The sequence below is a fragment of the Streptomyces sp. NPDC101165 genome (assembly GCF_044768135.1).
Taxonomy (GTDB): Bacteria; Actinomycetota; Actinomycetes; order Streptomycetales; family Streptomycetaceae; genus Streptomyces.
The window spans coordinates 63,266-79,752 of the sequence record NZ_JBIWPG010000034.1; the positions used below are offsets into that span (position 1 = coordinate 63,266).

Consider the following 16,487-nt stretch of genomic DNA (forward strand, 5'->3'; position numbering starts at 1 on the left):
CCCCCTCCAGCACGCCCCGCACGAAGTGGCTGTACTCCCTCACAATCGAAAGGCTTGAAGACCATGACTCGCCGTCTTGAAGGAACCGTCGCCCTGGTCACCGGGGCATCCAGCGGCATCGGCCATGCCACTGCCCTGGAGCTGGCCCGCGAGGGTGCCTCCGTGGCCCTCGTCGGCCGCCGCGAGGACCGGCTCACGGCCCTCGCCGCGGAAATCTCCGGCGCTGGCGGCAAGGCCCTGGTCGTGCCCGCCGACGTCACCGACGCTCAGGCCGCCGCGGCAGCGGTCGAGCGGACCGTCGAGGGCTTGGGGCGTCTGGACACCGTGGTCAACAACGCCGGCCTCATGCTGCTCGGGCCCGTCCCCGGCGCGGACCCGGACGAATGGCGCCGCATGATCGACATCAACCTCATGGGGCTGATGTACACCTCCCACGCGGCCATCCCCCACCTGGTGAAGGCCGCTGCGGACGGGCCGCGCCAGGTCGCAGACATCGTCAACGTCGGCTCACTCTCCGGGCGCAATGCCTACGCCATGCAGGCGGCGTACTGCGCCACCAAGTTCGGTGTCGGCGCGTTCAGCGAGGCGCTGCGCCAGGAACTGGCGCGCCAGCACGTGCGCGTGTCCGTGGTCGAGCCGGGCAGCGTCGACACCGAACTGCGCAGCCACAACTCGGACGCCGTACAGCAGCAACTCGCCGCCGTCATGGGGGGCATCGAGCGGCTGCAGAGCCAGGACGTCGCCGAGAGCGTCGGCTTCATCGTCACCCGCCCCCGGCACGTGGCCGTCGCCGAAGTGCTCGTACGCCCCACCGAACAGGTCTGAGCACCGTCACTACCACCGCGCTCGAAAGCGGCCCCGCCCCATGGATGCAGTCAGCTCCGGCGGGCGGACGACCTCGCGCCGCTGGGGGCCGGCCACCAGCCGGCCCGCAGCGGCGTCGACGCGGAAACCGACGCATCGGCCGATGCCACCGGGCCACCGGTCGGTGCGGCGAATCGACAGTAAGGAGCAGAAGCGCATTATGGACGACACGCTGCTGGAGCAGCTCGGCGCCGGCAAGTACGTGCTGGTCACCAGCTATCGCAAGAACGGCGCCCCGGTCGCCACCCCTTTGTGGGTGGTGCGCGACGGTGACACGTTGGGCGTGCGGACCCCTGCCGACTCCTGGAAGGTCAAGCGGATCCGGGCACGCGGCGATGTCCTCGTCGGTCCCTGCGACCTGCGGGGCAACCCGACGGGCGACCAGGTCCCGGCAACTGCCGAGATCGTCGACGAGGCGACCGGCGTCCGCTACCGCAAGCTCATCGCCCGCAAGTACGGCATCATCGGCCGCCTCATGATCCTCAACAGTCGGCTGAGCCGGGGAGGGGACAGGACGCTGGGCATTCGTGTGCGCCTCGCCTCGTAGCAGGTCATGGACCACCCCACCGTCGAGGTCGAGAGCACCACGGAAGTCACCCCGGCCACCCGACGCCACAAGGAGGCCGGGACTGGCCGCACAGTTCGTCCTCCGTCGCCGCCGCGTCCTGTCGCAGAACCACCACCGCGTGCACCCGTTCGCCTCGCAGAGGGTCCGGCAGGCAGAGGATCGCACAGGAGGAAACGGCCGGGTGCTGCGCGAGGACGTTCTCGACCTCGGCGGAGTAGACGTTCTCGCCACCCGAGATGATCATTTCCTCGAGCCTACGCATCAGTCAGTTCGTACAAGAGTGACCCGATTCCACGACGCAGACCTGCCGGCATCCACAGCACCGGGAACCCCCGGAATCGTGTGTGCGCGGGCAGAAGCAGTGGTCCCGGACGCCACTCCCTCAAAGCCTCTCCCCCGGCTGCGGCCACGCGCAGCTGACCAGTCGTGGTTGGGGCTGCGCGTGGCGCGTCGGGAGCCGTGGTCGGTATGGTCGCCCGACCACCGTGACGTCTTGGGCACGGTCAGCTGATGCCATGCTGGCGGCCATGGGGACGATGACGCCGTGCGAGGAGATTTCGGCCTAGCCTGGCCCGCTGTACGAGGGACGTAGCGGCCCTCTCCCACTCGGGATACGCGAAAGTGAACCCGGCTGCGCGCAGCCGACCCGGCACCACCCGACGGCTCTTGAGCAGCAGTTCCGTGTCCGATCGCAGCGCGAACGCCCCCAGCTCCGCCATCCAGCGCGTCGCCGGCAGCCCCACCGGGATGCCCCAGGCCGTGCGCAGCGCCTGCATGAAGTCGCGGTGCGGAAGGGGGCCGGGCGAGGCGAGGTTCACCGGACCCTCGAGGTCGTCCCGGGCGATCAGGAACTCCACCGCTCGCACGAAGTCGTCGTCATGGATCCAGGAGACATACTGCGCGCCGCCAGCCACCGGCCCGCCCAGCCCCAGTCGCGCCAGCCGCGACAATACGTCGAAGACACCGCCCCGATCCGGACTCATGACCATCGACGAGCGCAGCGCCACCTTGCGGGTCGCGGGAGTCGGCGCCTCGGTCTGCGCGCGCTCCCAGTTTTCCGCGATCTCAACGCTGTACGCCCAGTAGTCCGGCACCCCGGCCTCCGAGCCTCCGATCACCCCGGTCGCCTCGTCGTGTGGCGCGTCGAAGCGGTGGGCGTAGATCGTCGCCGTACTCATCTGCAGCCAGACGCGCGGTGGCCGCGCGGCGGCGGCGATCGCCTCGCCGACCACCCGCGCCGAATCCACCCGGGAGTCCATCATGGCTTGCAGGTTCTCGGCGGTGTAACGGCAGGAGACGCTGCGCCCGGCCAGGTTGATCACGACATCGCAGCCGTCGATCGCCGCGGCCCAGCGGCCGAGCGTGGCCCCGTCCCATCCGATGTCGTGCGTCCACACGGGACGCCGGGTCACTACCGTGACCTCGTGGCCGGCCGCCGTCAGCGCACGGTCGAGAATCGTGCCCACCTGTCCGGTTCCCCCGGGCAGCGCTACCTTCATCGAACCTCCTCGGCTCCGCACGGCATCAGCGTAGCCGTCATTTTTGAACATGTTCAACTGGGGGTTCGATGCACGCCAAGGCGAGGCGGCCGACCACAGCGCATTTCAGCTCGCGCGAATACCCGATGTACACGAGAGCGGAAGGCACCCGCACACCGTTTGGCACCGGCGGCGGCCGCTAACATGCGACGCTCGTCGCCCTTCTTGGGCGAGAGGCCCCAGCTGGGGCGACGAATCAGCCGTGAACCCACCCCGAAGATCTTGCGGACGGACCACTGGTGCGACACATTCCCGGACGCCCGAGACGAGCCGGCGTGCGCCCAAGAGGACGATCTGACGCCAGCCACGGCGGCCGCGCCTGAGCGCCCGCCCGGGCTGTCAGACCGACGCGTCGGGCCATCGCAGGAGAGTGGCCGACCTGTCGCAGCTCGCGGTATCAGCGGAGCAAGTAACTCCCACCCCTCCTCTACGAGTTCATGACGGTGTATCACTCCCCCCACGATCCACCCCGATGATCTACGAAGGCCTAGGGCCTGTTGCGAAAGTGCGGGTCACAGCCACTCGTTGATGGCTGCGACCAGCACGGTTGCTTCGTAGCGGACGGCGAGTTTGTCGTATCGCGTGGCGACGGCCCGGTGGCGCTTGAGGCGATTGATCCCGCATTCGACTGCGTGCCGCTGCTTGTAGTCGTCCTTGTCGAACTTCGGCGGACGCCCGCCGCGTGAGCCGCGCTTGAGCCGGTTGCGGACACGGTCCGCCGGGACCGGAATGGTGGCCTTGATCCTGCGTCTGCGCAGGTATGGGCGGTTGCGGCGGGAGTCGTACGCCTTGTCGGCCCGCACCCGGTCCGGGCGCCCTCGCGGCCTGCCCTGTCCAAGCCTGGGGACTCGGATCGCTTCCAGAACCGGCTCGAACTGCGGGGAGTCACCCCTGTGACCAGCCGTGATCACCACCGACAGTGGCTTCTGCCCCTGCTCGACGGCAAGGTGGATCTTGCTGGTCAGACCGCCCCGGGAGCGTCCGAGTCCGTGGTCGGCCGGCTCGAGGGCGACTCCGCCGGGCGGCTCCTTCTGGAGGTCCCCCTTTTCGCCGCCCCGGCGGCGTGCTGGTGGGCCCGGCAGACGGTCGAGTCGACGTTCACCTCCCAGGTGATCAGGCCCTTCGCGTCCGCTTCTGCCTGGAGCTGGGTGAGGATCCGGGCCCAGGTTCCGTCCCGCTGCCAGCGTCGGAACAGGTCATAGACCCTGTCCCACGGGCCATACCGATCGGGCACGTCCCGCCACGGGGCACCGGTCCGGGTCCGCCACCGTATGCCGTCTATCAGCTGCCGCCGCGTCCACACCTGCGGACGGCCCGGCTTGATGCCCTGCGGCAACAACGCCTCCAGCCGGGCCCACTGGCCGTTCGTCAGATCACCACGTCCCACGAGAGGTGATCATCAACGAACAAGATCCACTTTCGCAACAGACCCTAGGCGCAGTGCGTCGACTGGGCAGAGGCCGAGCGCGTCCCAGCGGACGACTACGGTGGTGGCCGGCTGGCACACCTCCTGCGGGGGCACACGGACGAGCACGATCGGCTCATCGTGCCGCCGCGGCGCGGTGCGGTTGAGGAGGTGGATGCCCCCCAGCACGACCCAGGCTCCGTGGTCTGAGGTTTGGTCATCGTGCATGCTGAACTCCTTGGTATGAAGGGGGCACCACGGGTGCTCGCCGATCCGCGCCGGGGGCTGGGCGAGGCGGCCGGACACAAGCGGGGGGGGGTGCCCTCTCGTTCCTCCAACGTCCGACCGGTCCGTCGGCCTAGGGTGGGGCGGGTGAGTCATAGTGATGTCGGTGAGATGATCTTGGATGAGGCCGTTGAGGATGCCCGCCTCGCCGCGTGGGAGTTCGACGGTGCCCGGGCCTGGCTGGAGGAAGCGTGCCGACACCCGATGGAGCCGCTGGCGGCCGAGGTGTGGGTCACCGACCCGGCCTTCGAGCACGTCCTGCTGGTCAAGCACCGTGTGCGCGGATGGGTGCCGCCGGGCGGCAAGGTGGAGCCGGGCGAGAGGCCGCGTGTGGCGGCGGCACGAGAGCTGCTGGAGGAAACCAGCCTGCGCGCTGAATTGCTGCCCGAGCCCGCGGCCGTCGCAGTGCGCTCCTACCGGGCCGACTGGTCCCCTACGCTGGGCCTGTCCTACGGCGCGATCGTGGGACGGGAAGTGCCGTTGAGGGGGGAGCAGAACCAGCCGGCGGCATGGTTCCGCCTGGACTTCGGCTGGGACAGCGTCTTCCCCGAGGACCGTGAGCGGATCCGTGCGTATGCCGGGCGCCTCGCGGCTGGCCAGGCGGTCGGTTCCCGCTGACTGATGTCCCCGGTCGCCTTTCACAGGATCGCATCGATGCGGTCGAGGGCTACCGAGGACAGGGTGATCAGCTCAAGGTCGTGCAGGAACCGGCACCACACCGGCTCCAGGCCTGGCTCCCGCTCGAACTCCTCCCGGCTCAGGTGTCCGTCTGCGTACGAGGCGGTGCGCAGCGCGTGCTCCTGGAGCTGGTCGACATGGCCGGCGACGGGAGCGAGACCGGCCGGGGGAGTTACCCGGTCGAACACCAGGAGCCCGCTTGGGGAAGAGATCAGTACGCCGACGCTGGTGTGGTCGCAGAGGCTCTCCTTGCTTCCGGGAGCGGGGGAAATTGTGGTCATGCGGTCTCCGGCCGCTGGGCGACGACGACGAGCCAGCTCGTCACCGACGGGGCGTCCGGGGTGGTCAGGGCGTAAGCGGTGTCGAGGATCCGCATCCGCTGGGCGTGGGTGAAGTCGCCTTCGGGTCGCGCGAAGACGGGGATGGACAGCCACGCCTTCTTCTCCGCCATGGTGCTGTGCTGGGCGGTGACCTCGGCCTCGAGAACGGCGAGTCCGGCCTTGCCCAGCTGCTCGGTGACGGTTTCCAGCGGGAGCTTCGGAGGGGCGTCCGAGGCCGTGGACGGCGGTGTGTATCCGTAGTCGCGGACGGCGGTTTGGCGGATGAGAGCGTTCAGCGTCGGCCCGGTGCGGACGGACTGTTCGTCGGGGTGCCGCACGCCGGCGAAGCCGCCCCCGATGTTGAAGACGAACCGCCCGCCCGGGCGCAGGATGTGGGCGACGGCCGCGAACACCGCCGCGGTGTCGGTCTTCCAGATCGCGGAGTTGCACACCACGGCGTCTGCGTTGCCGGCGGGAAGATGATCGGCGGCTCGCTCGGCCGGCGCGGTGATCCTTCTCAGGCGATGGTCGGTCAGGGTGCGGCGGCCTACGCGCTGCATCGCAGCGGCATTGTCCACGGAGATGACCCGGGCTTGGGCGGGGATTGCGTCGAGGATCGCGCGGGCGCTCGCGCCGGCACCGCCGCACAGGTCGACCGCCAAGGTTGCGTCGGCCAGGTTGGCTCGGCGGGCGAGGTCACGGCTGGTGGCGTCGTACATGGGATGAGCGCGGGTGAAGGCGTCGTACGCCTCGGCGTTGGCGTCCTCGTCCCAGCCGAGGATGGCGTCCTGGGGTGCCATGATTGCGGTGGCCTCGCTTCGCGGAAAGGGGTCCGGTAGCCCGGGCCGGGCATTCGAGCAGGATCAAAAGAGCGCGGACTGCACGGCGGCTGGCGGTGAGGAGAACTGTGCGCCGAGGGTGATGTGGCGGCCCTTCAGAGCGCCGAGGTCAAGCAGGTAGGGCAGTTCACCGGCACCGTCTAGGGAGACGAGGACCTGGGAGCCGATGCAGGAGAGCACCGTCATCCCGTGCTCGCCCTCACGCAGGTCGTGCGGATACAGGGCACGTTCAGTGCCGGGGGCCCCGAGCAGGTCGCCTTGGCCGGGAGGCGTCCAAGGCTCCAGCACCGCCGGGATGTTCAGGTCGGCCAGGGCCTCGCTGGCGCGGTCGAGGTGCTGCTGGTGGGCGCTGCGGGCCGGGACGAGGTCGCGCAATTCGGCTAGGGCCGTCAGTTTGGTCGCAGCGCGCACGATCTGCGTCAGGCCAAGGCGGCGGGTGAGGGCGTCCTCCATGAACCGAACGGCGCGGCCGTCAGGGCTCTCGGCGAGGTAGGTGGCGATCAGGGCACCCTGCTCGTCGAGGCGGGAACGCTTGCGGGGGGCGGCCGCCGTCCCGACCTTCGTGGTGCCGTCGGCAAACGTCGCCAGGTACAGCCAGTGCGGCTGAGCCATGTACGCCGCCAGGGCGTCGGGTACGTGGCCGCCGGAGTGGAACTGGTGGGCGAAGCGGAACTCATCCCGGCTGGCGCAGGCGGCGCACTGGCCGCCAGCCTCGGCCGCGGCCCGGTCGGGGCAGGCGACGGCCTCGACACGGAGGCGGTCGGCGAACCGGTATCGGCCGGTGCACCACCGGCCGATACCGTGCACCTCGTAGCCGAGGCGCTGGCCCATGATCCGGGCGTAGACGAGCGCTCCGCCGGGCAGCGGGGCGAGCAGGAGGCGGGGGTCTCCGCTCGCCCAGGTGATGCCGTGGCAGATGTACGTTCCATTGGCAGGCATCTGGGCCTGGTCCATAGCGCGTTCCTTGTCGATCGGGACGGGGGTGGGTCAGACGGTCAGGTGCAGTCGATCGGCGAGCGCGACGGAGGCAGCCTTGAAAACCTGGTCGCGGTCCATGCCGGCGGCGTTGAGCGACAGCCAGGCGCCCCGCGCCGCCTGTTCGCGCATCTGGTCGAGGACGGTGTCCTGATAGCGGATGAAGTCCTCCTCGCCGCCGCCGGAGTGGCCGGTCTCCAGGGAGGTGAACGAGCACTTGCGGGCGAGGGCTTCGCGGGCGCCGATATCCAGGAAGAACACCAGGTCCGGTTCGGTCAGGTGGGCGAAGACCTGTGCGGCGAGGCTGGTGGGGACCTCGGGGTTGACCGCGTAGCGGGCGAGGATCTTGTGGTGCGCGTTGTCGAGGACCACGTGGGTGCCCGCGGTGAGCGCAGGCTGGATCACGAGCCGGTCCTGCAGGGTGTACCAGGACGCCAGTGCCAGCAGCCAGTAGCGGTCGCCGCATGCTCGGGCGACGCGGGCGTCGCGCCGGTAGACCAGCTCGTTGAGGCGGTCGAGGTAGGAGGACAGTTCCGGGTCCCGGGGGACGTCGGTGCTGTGCTTGCCGACGAGGATCGCCTCGTGGCCGGCGTCGTTCAGGGACTGGTGCAGGCGGGCGGCGAGGGTGGACTTGCCGGCCCCGTCTCCGCCAACGAAGGTGATCAGCCGCCCGGGCGTGGGGGTGGTCGGCGCGTTCGCCGTCATCGGATTCCTCCCAAGGTGTGGGCCGGGCTGGCGGTCAGGCGGCCGTTGATGATGGTGCGGATCCGGTCGACCAGGACCGCACGGCGATGCAGGACGTCGCTGTGACGCTCATTGGACAGGTCGGCGGGGTAGTGCGTGGCGAGGTTGTTGGAAATGACGTGGAGGTAGCCGAATCGGATCCCTGCTTGACGCGCCGCCGCCCCCATGGGCCCGATCTCCGGGTCGACGAAGGCGTACGACGCCGTGTGCTGGGCCAGCCAGTCGCGGTTCTCCAGCAGGATCGACGGGGAAGAGACGTGCAGGCCGCTCTGTACGCCGCCCTGGGCGGCGGCGAAGTCGCCGAAGAAGTCGTCCCAGCTCACCAGCGCCCCGCGAACCAGGCTTGTGTTGCCGGTCGCCAGCCAGGTGTTCGGTTCGATGCCGGGGATCAGCGAGCCGACCTTGCCGACGTAGACGACATCGCCGGCGCCGAGTTCGGCCAGACGCGCGACGACCCGTCCAGCTACGTCCCCCCAGATGCTGTGCAGGAACCCGAGGTAGACCACAGGGCGGCCAGCGACCTCGGCCCGCTGCCAGGCGTAGCCCGGCCCGCGGTTCCACACCCCGTTCACGGGAGCGAGGTACTGCAGGCCCCAGCCGACGATCACCAGGTCACCGTCCAGCTCCAGGTCGAGCGCGTCGAGCGCCGATCGGCACTCCGCCTGCTCAGGCGGCTTGTACGTGACCGTGTCGGCCGGGCGGCCGGTCATGGCCAGGTACGAGGCGATGATCAGCGCGTAGTGCTGGACGTAGTCAGCGCCGGGGAACGCCTTGACGACCAGGTCGCGCCCGTAGACCTCGGCCGTGGGCCGCTCGATGTTGAACAGCTTCCCGCTCTTTTCGTAGCGGGAGAGCACCGTGGTGCGGTCATAGCCGCCGATGACGCAGATGCTGTCCCAGTCCTGGTCCTGGATGAGATGGTGGACCTTGATCTCCAGGTAGCGCAGCAACCTTTCCCGGCTCATGGTGTGCCCGCTGGGGTCGACCGGGGCGGCGCGCACCAGCCCGGGGGCGGGGTCGGCCAGCTGGGGGGTCATCGGCGCTCCTCGGCGATCGTCACAGTGCTGCCAGCCGCTGCGCGGACGACAGCGATGTTCTGCCGGATCAGGTCGAAGCGGTCCTCGGGGATCGGACCGAGCCTTTCGATCCGTGGCGTGGAGGGCTTCTTGTACGGCCCTTCGGGCAGCAGGGCGATACCCATCGCGCCGAGGATGACCGGGGCGGCGCCATCCACGGAGGAGATCCACTCGTGCTCGCGCTGCTCGACCAGCTCCAAGTGCCCTGTCCGGCCCAGACCGAGCAGCCGATAGACGATCAGATCGTCGACCAGGCCACGGTCTTCCAGGTATGCGGTCGCCAACCAGCGGGTGCGGCACAGCTGCTTGTGGGGATCTGGCCGACGCGAGGCCGGCAAGGCGATGGCCCCGGCCCAGCCGCCGGTCACAAAGGCGTCGTAAGTACGCAGCCACTCCTCGTCGTCCACTGCATGCAGGACCGCGCACAGCCGGAAGGCGTCGCCGGACAGCTCCCGAATCTCCCGCGCCGCCTGCTCGCTCGCCTTCAAGGTCGCGGCCCCGTCCCGCATGACGTCCGGCAGGACAATCTCCCTCGCCGACACCGCGAGCGCAGCCTCGACGAGGCTGGCCGCAGGCAGGGCGTAGCCGAGTTCGAACACCCCGTTGTCGACGATGATCTCGGCGCCGCGCTCGGCCTCGCGAGCGAAGAAGCCCCGGTACACCTCGTCGGACTGGACCCGCTGGGCGGCCACATGGTGAACGCGGGCCGGCTCCTGGGCGACGAAGTCCTCCAGGTAGGCGGGCGGAGCGATGACGGAGAAGTCGATGCCCTCGGCCATCACCACGCCCCCCACTGCCCGGCGGCGACTGTGAGGAACTGCTGAGAAAGAACCAGGTCGGTGCCGAAGCACCCGCCAGTGTGCACCGTGGTGGTGCGCGCCTCCTCCATCCGAACGCCACGCATGCTCATGCACAGATGCACACCGCGTACGGCGACAGCGACGTCCTCGTGTCCGATCACGCCGATGAGGTGCTCGGAAACCTGGCGGGTGAAGCGCTCCTGGACCTGGAGGCGACCGGCGAAGCGCCGGGCGATCCGCCCGAACTTCGAGAGGCCCACCACCTCGCCGTCGGGCACGTATCCGGCAGTGACCTGCAGGTTCATGGGGAGCATATGGTGCTCGCAGAGCGACCACACGCTCATTCCACTCACGATGACCAGCTGACCGCTCAGATGGGACTCGGTGAAGCAGGTGGCCGTCTCCGCGTCGTCCGGGCACAGGAAGGCGTTCCACCAGGCGGCGACGCGGTCAGGAGTGCCAATCAGCCCTTCCCGGGCGGGGTTCTCGCCAAGCTCGACCAGGAGCTGAGCGATCAGGTCGGCGACCCGGCCGGTATTGATTGCAGCGGTGGGGCGACCGGGCACGGCGGCGGTACTCAGCGGCGCTTCGGGGCTGGCGACAGAGGTCGTCATGGGCTTCTCTCTTCCAGGAACAGGGGAACCGATGGGGACGGTGCGTGCGGTCAGCGCCCTCGCGCGTCAGCGAAGGCCAGCACGTGCAACCGGGTGGTGAAATGCCAGTGCCGGGCCGCCACCGCGTCCGCGAGGACCCGAGTCCTTTCAGTGACCGCCTCAGCGGTGGTGCCCTCCGGCATCACCCACACCGGCGCCAACCGGTGTGCGTCGACCAGCTCAGCGATCCGGTCGAGGTCGGCCACAGACGACGCGACGAACTTGAACGCCGCCCGCCCGGACGCCGCGAACGCCTCCAGCGCGGCAGGCACGATGCTCTTGGCCTCCTTCACACCGAAGCTGGAGAGTTTGGGCGACACGTTGAACCGGACCCCGTCGACCACCAGGTCGGGGACGGGCGCGATGGTGCCGTTCGTCTCGAACTCCACGACCTTGCCGGCGGTCAGCAACCCCCGGACGAGAGGCACCAGGCGCGCCTCCTGGATCAGCGGTTCACCGCCGGTGATCACGACCAGCTCGACCGGCGAGGACACGGCCCAGGCCACCAAGTCCGCCACAGACCGCTTCGTCGATTCCATGCGCGGGTCGAACCGGGCCCAGTCCCAGGTGTACTTCGTGTCGCACTTCGCGCAGGTCAAGTTGCACCGGGACAGACGGATGAACAGGGCAGGGTGCCCACAGCTCGGACCCTCGCCCTGAAAGGTCGGCACCTCGACTCCGAAGCACTCCGCGACGATCAGCCAGAATTTGGCGTCGTCCGTCGCCGGTCCGTCGGTGATCGACTCGAGTGTGGTCACAGCCCCTCCACATCGAAGCGCGCCCAACTACTGCTGGTCTCGCGGACGAGGACTGCGACCAGGCGGCCGGGAATCTTCTCCTGGAGGTTCTGGATGAACCAGCCGGCCAGGAACTGGGCCAGGCGCTCCGAGGTCGGCTCGAAGGGGAGGATCTCGTGCAAGTTGCGGTGGTCCAGTTCGGTGTCCAGGAACGTCTTGAACGGGGCGAGAGCGCCGAAGTCCGTGACGAACCCGGGCTCTTCCAGCTTCTGAGCGGTCAGGATGACCTCGACCTCATAGCTGTGGCCGTGCTGGCGGGAGCACTTGTGCTCGGGCGCCAGACCAGGAAGGCAGTGGCCGGCCTCGAAGCCGAACCTCTTGCCGATGGTGAAGGCCCCGGGCAGCAGCGGAACGGAGCTGAGATCCATGAGCTTCCTTCGGGAGTTGGGGGCGAGGCGGCTTTGGCCGCCGGAGGAGTTCACGCAGGGGTCGGTCATCGGGTCTGGGCTCTGGTGGGCCGTGCGCTCGCACCACCCACCAGATCGCCGAGGTGATCGAGTGTCGATCAACTGTGCGTGTCGCCATAGGAGTTGGTGGTCATCCTGCGGTAATCCCGGCCGTCTCGCGGCTACGCTCAGCGCAGGCACGCTTGATTGGATGACGACGTGGCCGAGAAGAAGCACCCTCTGGCACGGGCTCGGATCGCGCGCGGGATGACAGGGGTTGATCTCGCGCGGGAGATCCGTAGTGCCGCCGAACGCCGCGGGCTGAGATCGGGTGCTACGAAGCAACGCGTCTACAAATGGGAAACAGAGGGTGTCACACCCGATGCCGACTCGCAGTCCTACATCGCCGAGGCGTTGGGGGTTCCAGCCGAGGTGGTGGACCCTCACTTGTGGCCGCACTGGCTGCCGGGTGTCGGCGGCACGGTGATCCCGCTCGGTCATGCCAGCCCGGTCCCGGCCCTCCGAGAGGCATTGCGAACGACCATGGAACGCTCTTCCCGCCGAACCTTCCTGACCGCCATCTCCGGTAGTGCCCTGGTCACGCTGGCCAGCACCTGGGCGTCGACCGATACCTGGGCTCTAACGGCCGAGTCGACGCAAGGCTCCAAAGCGGTCGGGGAGGAACTGGTCGCCCTGCTCGAGGAGACCAGCGCCCGTCTGACCGTCCAGGCGACCGAGCAGCGCCAGCACACCGCGCCTTTGATTGACGCGCTCCTGACTACGGTCACGGACATCATCGAAGGCGGCCGGTACAACCGGCCGGTCAAAGTACGCCTCCACACACTCGCCGCGAGCCTGAGCCAGACGGTGGGATGGCACCGGTTCGATCACGGGTTTCAGGCCGAGGCCAGCCAATACTGGATCGCCGGACTGCACAGCGCCCACACCGGAGGCGACCGCGACATGGGCGCGGCTCTGCTCGGCGACCTTGCCTACCAGGCCTCCTGGAGGGACGATCCAGGCACGGCCGCTGGCATTCTTGAACGGGCCCTTTCCGGGACCCGGCACCCGGCTGCCCGGTCCCTGCTCCAGCTCCGGCTCGCCCGGGCCCTGGCGGCACAAGGCGAGCGCCGAGCAACCCTGCGGGCCCTTACGGCAGCTGAGCACCTTCTCGATGCCTCGTCCGGGGAGCCGGTGCCAGCGTGGTGCGCGTGGATGTCCAGCGCCGATCTGGCCGTCGACTCGGGGCAAGCCCTGCTCGACCTGGGCGACACCCGGCGTGCCCACCAGCTCATCCACGAGGGCCGAAAATTGCTGCCGCCCAGCCGCGACAAGACCCGTGGTGTCTTCCGTGCCTACGAGGCCCGCAGTCACCTCGACCTAGGAGAGCCCGAACGCGCTGCCGCTGCCGCCCTGGAAGCACTTCAGGTCGCCCAGCGCATCGGCGCCCCCCGCTGCATTGAGCTCGTGCAAGGGCTCGTTCCTCGTTTCCAGGCCCACTCCAGCGTCGAAGGAGTGCCTGAGCTGCTGGCCCTCGCCGCTGCATGACGCACCAATGGCAATCGCGAAGGTTGCCAGCCGGAGTGGATCGAGGAAGTGGTGGACCATTTCCCCGACCGGGTCTTCGCCTTCGACGAGTTCGGGCCGCTCGAGATCAGGCCCACTGGCGGCTCGGGTTGGGCCATACGCAAGCATCCCGACCGGCTGCCAGCCACCTTCCACCGCACCCACGGGGTGCGCTACTTCCATGGCTGCTACTTGGTCGGCGACGACCGCTTGTGGGGCGTGAACCGCCGCACGAAGGGTGCCGGCAACACGCTCACCGCGCTGAAGTCGATCCGTGCCGCCCGCCCCGACGATGCCCCGATCTACGTGATCCTGGACAACCTGTCCGCCCACAAGGGCGCCGACATCCGCCGCTGGGCGAAGAAGAACAACGTCGAGTTGTGCTTCACCCGGACCTACGTCTCCTGGGCAAACCCCATCGAGGCGCACTTCGGCCTGCTGCGGCAGTTCACCATCGCCAACTCCAACCACCCCAACCACACTGTGCAGTCCCGGGCCCTGCACGCCTACCTGCGGTGGCGCAACGCCAACGTCCGTCAGCGCGACGTCCTGGCCGCCGAGCGCAGGGAACGCGCCCGTATCCGAAGTGAGAAGGGCATCCGATGGGGCGGACGACCGCTCCCAGCTGCAGCCTGACCGGAGCGGAACTAAGTTTCTGCAGTCAGAGCACCCTAGAGAGCGTCGGGCAGGTGATCAGCGGCTCCGTCCGGTCACGCTGCCGACGGGCGGCCGTTCCTCGCGTCGGCGGGCGCTCGGCGGTTTGTGAGGAGTGGGCGTGGGACGGTGAACGTCAGCGCTCGCGACGCAGGGAGACGCGCAGGGTCCCATTGTCGTCCCGGCTCAGGAAGAGTCCCGTGCCCTTTACGTTGGTCACGAGTGGCACGATGGTGCCGCGGTCGAGGACCTTCGCAGTATCCGGGCCCTCGTTGAGATCTACCTGCACGGCGGCGGGTTCAGTGCCTTCGGCAGTCGAGTCCTGCTGGACCGCTCCGTATGCGGTTCCGTCGTCGCGGATTGAGACGAGCGTGATGTCTTTTCGGTCGCCGCTCTTGGCCAGACAGATGCCCTTCTTGCGCTGCAGGTCGAAGACGATGGGCCCGGCGGCGAGATAGCGGCCGTCGGGTGATGCGACCACGCCGTACTCACGGTGCGATCCGTAGTTGCCCGCGTTAATGTCGTTATTCAGGTAGTAGCCGCAGGTCATGGATGCCTGAAGACGTCCTGTGCCCAGATCATGCACGGACCACACCGGATCGGCGGCAGTGCCGTCCTCCTTGTCCGGGGTCTGCCAGCCGGCGAGCACGTGGCCGTCGATGACGCCATAGGCCAGTCCGTTGAAGGGAGCTAGGTCGCCGGTCCGCTCGGTACCGCTCGGGCGTACGGAGTCGCTGAACCAGTGGCCCGCCAGGCCAAACCCTCCGTTGTCCACACCAACCAAGGGGCCATTCGGGGTGGCCGCGATGACACGGCCCCCCGCGCAGTCGGCCTGGCCGCACGGGGACAGCAGGTCATCGGGATGGTCGTAGGCGGTGCTCTGACCCGTAACCACATTCACCGCAAACGAACGTTCCGGGTACAGGCCCGAGTCGACCATATTGCCCAGGCCGACCAGCACCCGGCCGCCGTACGCGGAGACCCGCACCGCGGGCTCTCCCTGTACCGGCAGATCGATCTGCCGTAGCGGCTTCACCGACGTGCCCTGCCCGTCAGCGGCGTACACCGCCAGACTGACCACCGCGGTGCCGTCGTGCAGTGCGTCCTTCCCCCGCACGCCTTGGGCGTAGGTGACGATGTACTCGCGGCCCTCCTGATCAACAACCGTCACACCTGGCGTCTGCGACGACTCGGCATCGCTGGGCGTGGGTATGTCCCATGGCGCTGAAGACCACTTGATCCGCCCCGTGTCAGCGGCCCGCACGATGGTGGTGTAGCCGTTTGCAGCCCCCTGAATGCTGGTCACCTCACCGGCGCCCGGCACCGCCACCACGGGTATGTTGGCCGCCCGCTTCGGAACGCCGCCGAGTGCCGTGTCCCATCCCTCGCCCGCATCGTAGGCAGCAGGCACGCTCAGTTTGGCGAGTGATTTCGCCTGGTGAAAGGGATTCAGAGGGCTGCCGTTGCTGTCCTTGCGGCCGCCGTCGGCCTGGTCGCTGCAGCCCGCCAGCGATACCGCCGCCAGTACTAACGCTCCCGCCACTGCCCGAACACGCATGCTGTGTACGTCCCCTTTGCCCCCGTGACGGATCCGTCGGACCGTCGGTGACCATCTGACCGCCGACCGTATCAAGAGACCGGACAGCTCCCAACGCATGCGCTAACGTCGAAGGCCAGGTCATCGCGGCGGCCAACGTCGCGTTTTCGCGAAGCGGCGTCCAGCAGGTGATCAAGGAAGCGCCAAGGTCCACTTGGCCGCGGACGGTCGTGCACGGCTTTTGGCGTTCACCATCACTGCGGGCCAGGCCGGTGACGCACCCGCCTTCGAGACGGCCATGGCTCGCATCCACGTGCTCCCAGGCCCCGGCCGCTGATCAACAACACGCGCCCGGCATGGCGGAAGCTCACCAAGCAAGGCCCCCATTCCGCCCGTCAATTGACCGAACTCCCTATGGACCTTCTCATCTTGATCCCTACCAAGGGAGAACGCACTGCGTGCCCGCGAGGTCCGCCACTGGATCGAAAGCGGAGCAGCAGCGTAAGCGGTCAAAACTGCGCGTGCCGGAGCCGCACTGAACTGGTGCTACCCCGACGCACGATCTGCTGCAGTTTCTGCCCCTCCTGGTCGGTCAACCTGCGCACACGGACAGGCTCAGCCACCGCCCCACCCAGAAGTCGGCTCCGACATCACCGTTCATCCAACCGCCGGCATCGCCACCCCAGCGAACCTTCCCGGTCAGAGCACTAGTGTCCTGCGCCAGTAGTTGATCGTTAGTAGTGGTGTGACTTCTGCTGCTGGTGCGTCAGTTCCTCGTCGGGGCCCGAAGCTGGAACCGTTG

At 68.6% G+C, this 16,487-nt stretch carries 17 protein-coding genes and 2 pseudogenes; 6 read left to right on the forward strand and 13 right to left on the reverse strand.

The window, feature by feature from the left end; all coding sequences use genetic code 11:
- Positions 1-63 precede the first annotated feature (63 nt).
- On the forward strand, positions 64-825 hold the full coding sequence (locus ACIRVH_RS43920) for an SDR family NAD(P)-dependent oxidoreductase (protein ID WP_403965930.1): 762 nt from the start codon (positions 64-66) through the stop codon (positions 823-825).
- Positions 826-1,024: 199 nt separating this feature from the next.
- Entirely contained in the window at positions 1,025-1,411 is a 387-nt protein-coding gene (locus ACIRVH_RS43925) for a PPOX class F420-dependent oxidoreductase (protein WP_403965876.1), read from the forward strand.
- A 46-nt stretch (positions 1,412-1,457) separates the two neighbouring features.
- On the opposite strand, the gene ACIRVH_RS43930 is transcribed toward ACIRVH_RS43925, so the two are convergent.
- The 3 genes from ACIRVH_RS43930 to ACIRVH_RS43940 form a co-directional block, all read right to left on the reverse strand.
- On the reverse strand, positions 1,458-1,676 hold the full coding sequence (locus ACIRVH_RS43930; protein WP_403965879.1) for a hypothetical protein: 219 nt from the start codon (positions 1,674-1,676) through the stop codon (positions 1,458-1,460).
- Between the two features lie 259 nt (positions 1,677-1,935).
- On the reverse strand, positions 1,936-2,931 hold the full coding sequence (locus ACIRVH_RS43935) for a TIGR01777 family oxidoreductase (RefSeq protein WP_403965881.1): 996 nt from the start codon (positions 2,929-2,931) through the stop codon (positions 1,936-1,938).
- 551 nt (positions 2,932-3,482) lie between these two features.
- A protein-coding gene (locus ACIRVH_RS43940; protein WP_403965884.1) for an IS5 family transposase occupies positions 3,483-4,357 on the reverse strand; the annotation gives its coding sequence in 2 pieces (ribosomal slippage) (positions 3,483-4,010 and positions 4,013-4,357; 873 coding nt in all).
- A gap of 414 nt (positions 4,358-4,771) precedes the next feature.
- Between ACIRVH_RS43940 and ACIRVH_RS43945 the strand changes: the two genes are divergently transcribed.
- Positions 4,772-5,278 (forward strand): NUDIX domain-containing protein, encoded by a 507-nt coding sequence (locus tag ACIRVH_RS43945; protein WP_403965888.1) that lies wholly within the window; start codon positions 4,772-4,774, stop codon positions 5,276-5,278.
- A gap of 20 nt (positions 5,279-5,298) precedes the next feature.
- On the opposite strand, the gene ACIRVH_RS43950 is transcribed toward ACIRVH_RS43945, so the two are convergent.
- The 9 genes from ACIRVH_RS43950 to ACIRVH_RS43990 form a co-directional block, all read right to left on the reverse strand.
- Positions 5,299-5,619 carry a hypothetical protein gene (locus ACIRVH_RS43950; protein WP_403965891.1) on the reverse strand — a complete coding sequence of 107 codons (321 nt, stop codon included), beginning with the start codon at positions 5,617-5,619 and terminating at the stop codon, positions 5,299-5,301.
- On the reverse strand, positions 5,616-6,458 hold the full coding sequence (locus ACIRVH_RS43955; RefSeq protein WP_403965894.1) for a class I SAM-dependent methyltransferase: 843 nt from the start codon (positions 6,456-6,458) through the stop codon (positions 5,616-5,618). Before ACIRVH_RS43955 ends, ACIRVH_RS43950 begins: the two co-directional genes overlap by 4 nt.
- A gap of 63 nt (positions 6,459-6,521) precedes the next feature.
- On the reverse strand, positions 6,522-7,451 hold the full coding sequence (locus tag ACIRVH_RS43960) for a DUF2797 domain-containing protein (protein WP_403965897.1): 930 nt from the start codon (positions 7,449-7,451) through the stop codon (positions 6,522-6,524).
- Positions 7,452-7,484: 33 nt separating this feature from the next.
- Complete coding sequence (locus ACIRVH_RS43965) at positions 7,485-8,177, reverse strand: dTMP kinase (protein WP_403965900.1); 693 nt, start codon at positions 8,175-8,177, stop codon at positions 7,485-7,487.
- The gene (locus ACIRVH_RS43970) at positions 8,174-9,253 is read right to left on the reverse strand and encodes a hypothetical protein (RefSeq protein ID WP_403965903.1); all 1,080 of its coding nucleotides are present in this window, start codon (positions 9,251-9,253) and stop codon (positions 8,174-8,176) included. The genes ACIRVH_RS43965 and ACIRVH_RS43970 overlap by 4 nt, the downstream gene beginning before the upstream one ends.
- The gene (locus ACIRVH_RS43975; protein ID WP_403965906.1) at positions 9,250-10,071 is read right to left on the reverse strand and encodes a hypothetical protein; all 822 of its coding nucleotides are present in this window, start codon (positions 10,069-10,071) and stop codon (positions 9,250-9,252) included. The genes ACIRVH_RS43970 and ACIRVH_RS43975 overlap by 4 nt, the downstream gene beginning before the upstream one ends.
- A complete protein-coding gene (gene folE / locus ACIRVH_RS43980) occupies positions 10,071-10,706 on the reverse strand; it encodes a GTP cyclohydrolase I (protein ID WP_403965909.1) in 636 nt (211 codons plus the stop codon). The genes ACIRVH_RS43975 and folE overlap by 1 nt, the downstream gene beginning before the upstream one ends.
- 50 nt (positions 10,707-10,756) lie before the next feature.
- A complete protein-coding gene (locus ACIRVH_RS43985; RefSeq protein ID WP_403965912.1) occupies positions 10,757-11,503 on the reverse strand; it encodes a 7-carboxy-7-deazaguanine synthase QueE in 747 nt (248 codons plus the stop codon).
- Positions 11,500-11,910 (reverse strand): 6-pyruvoyl trahydropterin synthase family protein, encoded by a 411-nt coding sequence (locus ACIRVH_RS43990; RefSeq protein WP_403965915.1) that lies wholly within the window; start codon positions 11,908-11,910, stop codon positions 11,500-11,502. The genes ACIRVH_RS43985 and ACIRVH_RS43990 overlap by 4 nt, the downstream gene beginning before the upstream one ends.
- Positions 11,911-12,147: 237 nt before the next feature.
- On the opposite strand from ACIRVH_RS43990, the gene ACIRVH_RS43995 reads away from it, so the two are divergent.
- Together ACIRVH_RS43995 and ACIRVH_RS44000 are read left to right on the forward strand one after the other, a co-directional pair.
- Positions 12,148-13,476, forward strand: a complete 1,329-nt coding sequence (locus tag ACIRVH_RS43995) for a helix-turn-helix transcriptional regulator (protein ID WP_403965918.1) — start codon at positions 12,148-12,150, stop codon at positions 13,474-13,476.
- A 39-nt stretch (positions 13,477-13,515) separates the two neighbouring features.
- A pseudogene (locus tag ACIRVH_RS44000) lies at positions 13,516-14,130 on the forward strand (transposase); the annotation flags it as partial.
- Between the two features lie 154 nt (positions 14,131-14,284).
- Here the strand turns inward: ACIRVH_RS44000 and ACIRVH_RS44005 are convergent.
- Positions 14,285-15,706: a hypothetical protein gene (locus tag ACIRVH_RS44005; RefSeq protein ID WP_403965921.1), complete on the reverse strand. Its 1,422-nt coding sequence runs from the start codon at positions 15,704-15,706 to the stop codon at positions 14,285-14,287.
- Positions 15,707-15,884: 178 nt separating this feature from the next.
- On the opposite strand from ACIRVH_RS44005, the pseudogene ACIRVH_RS44010 reads away from it, so the two are divergent.
- A pseudogene (locus tag ACIRVH_RS44010) lies at positions 15,885-16,001 on the forward strand (IS5/IS1182 family transposase); the annotation flags it as partial.
- Between the last annotated feature and the right edge of the window lie 486 nt (positions 16,002-16,487).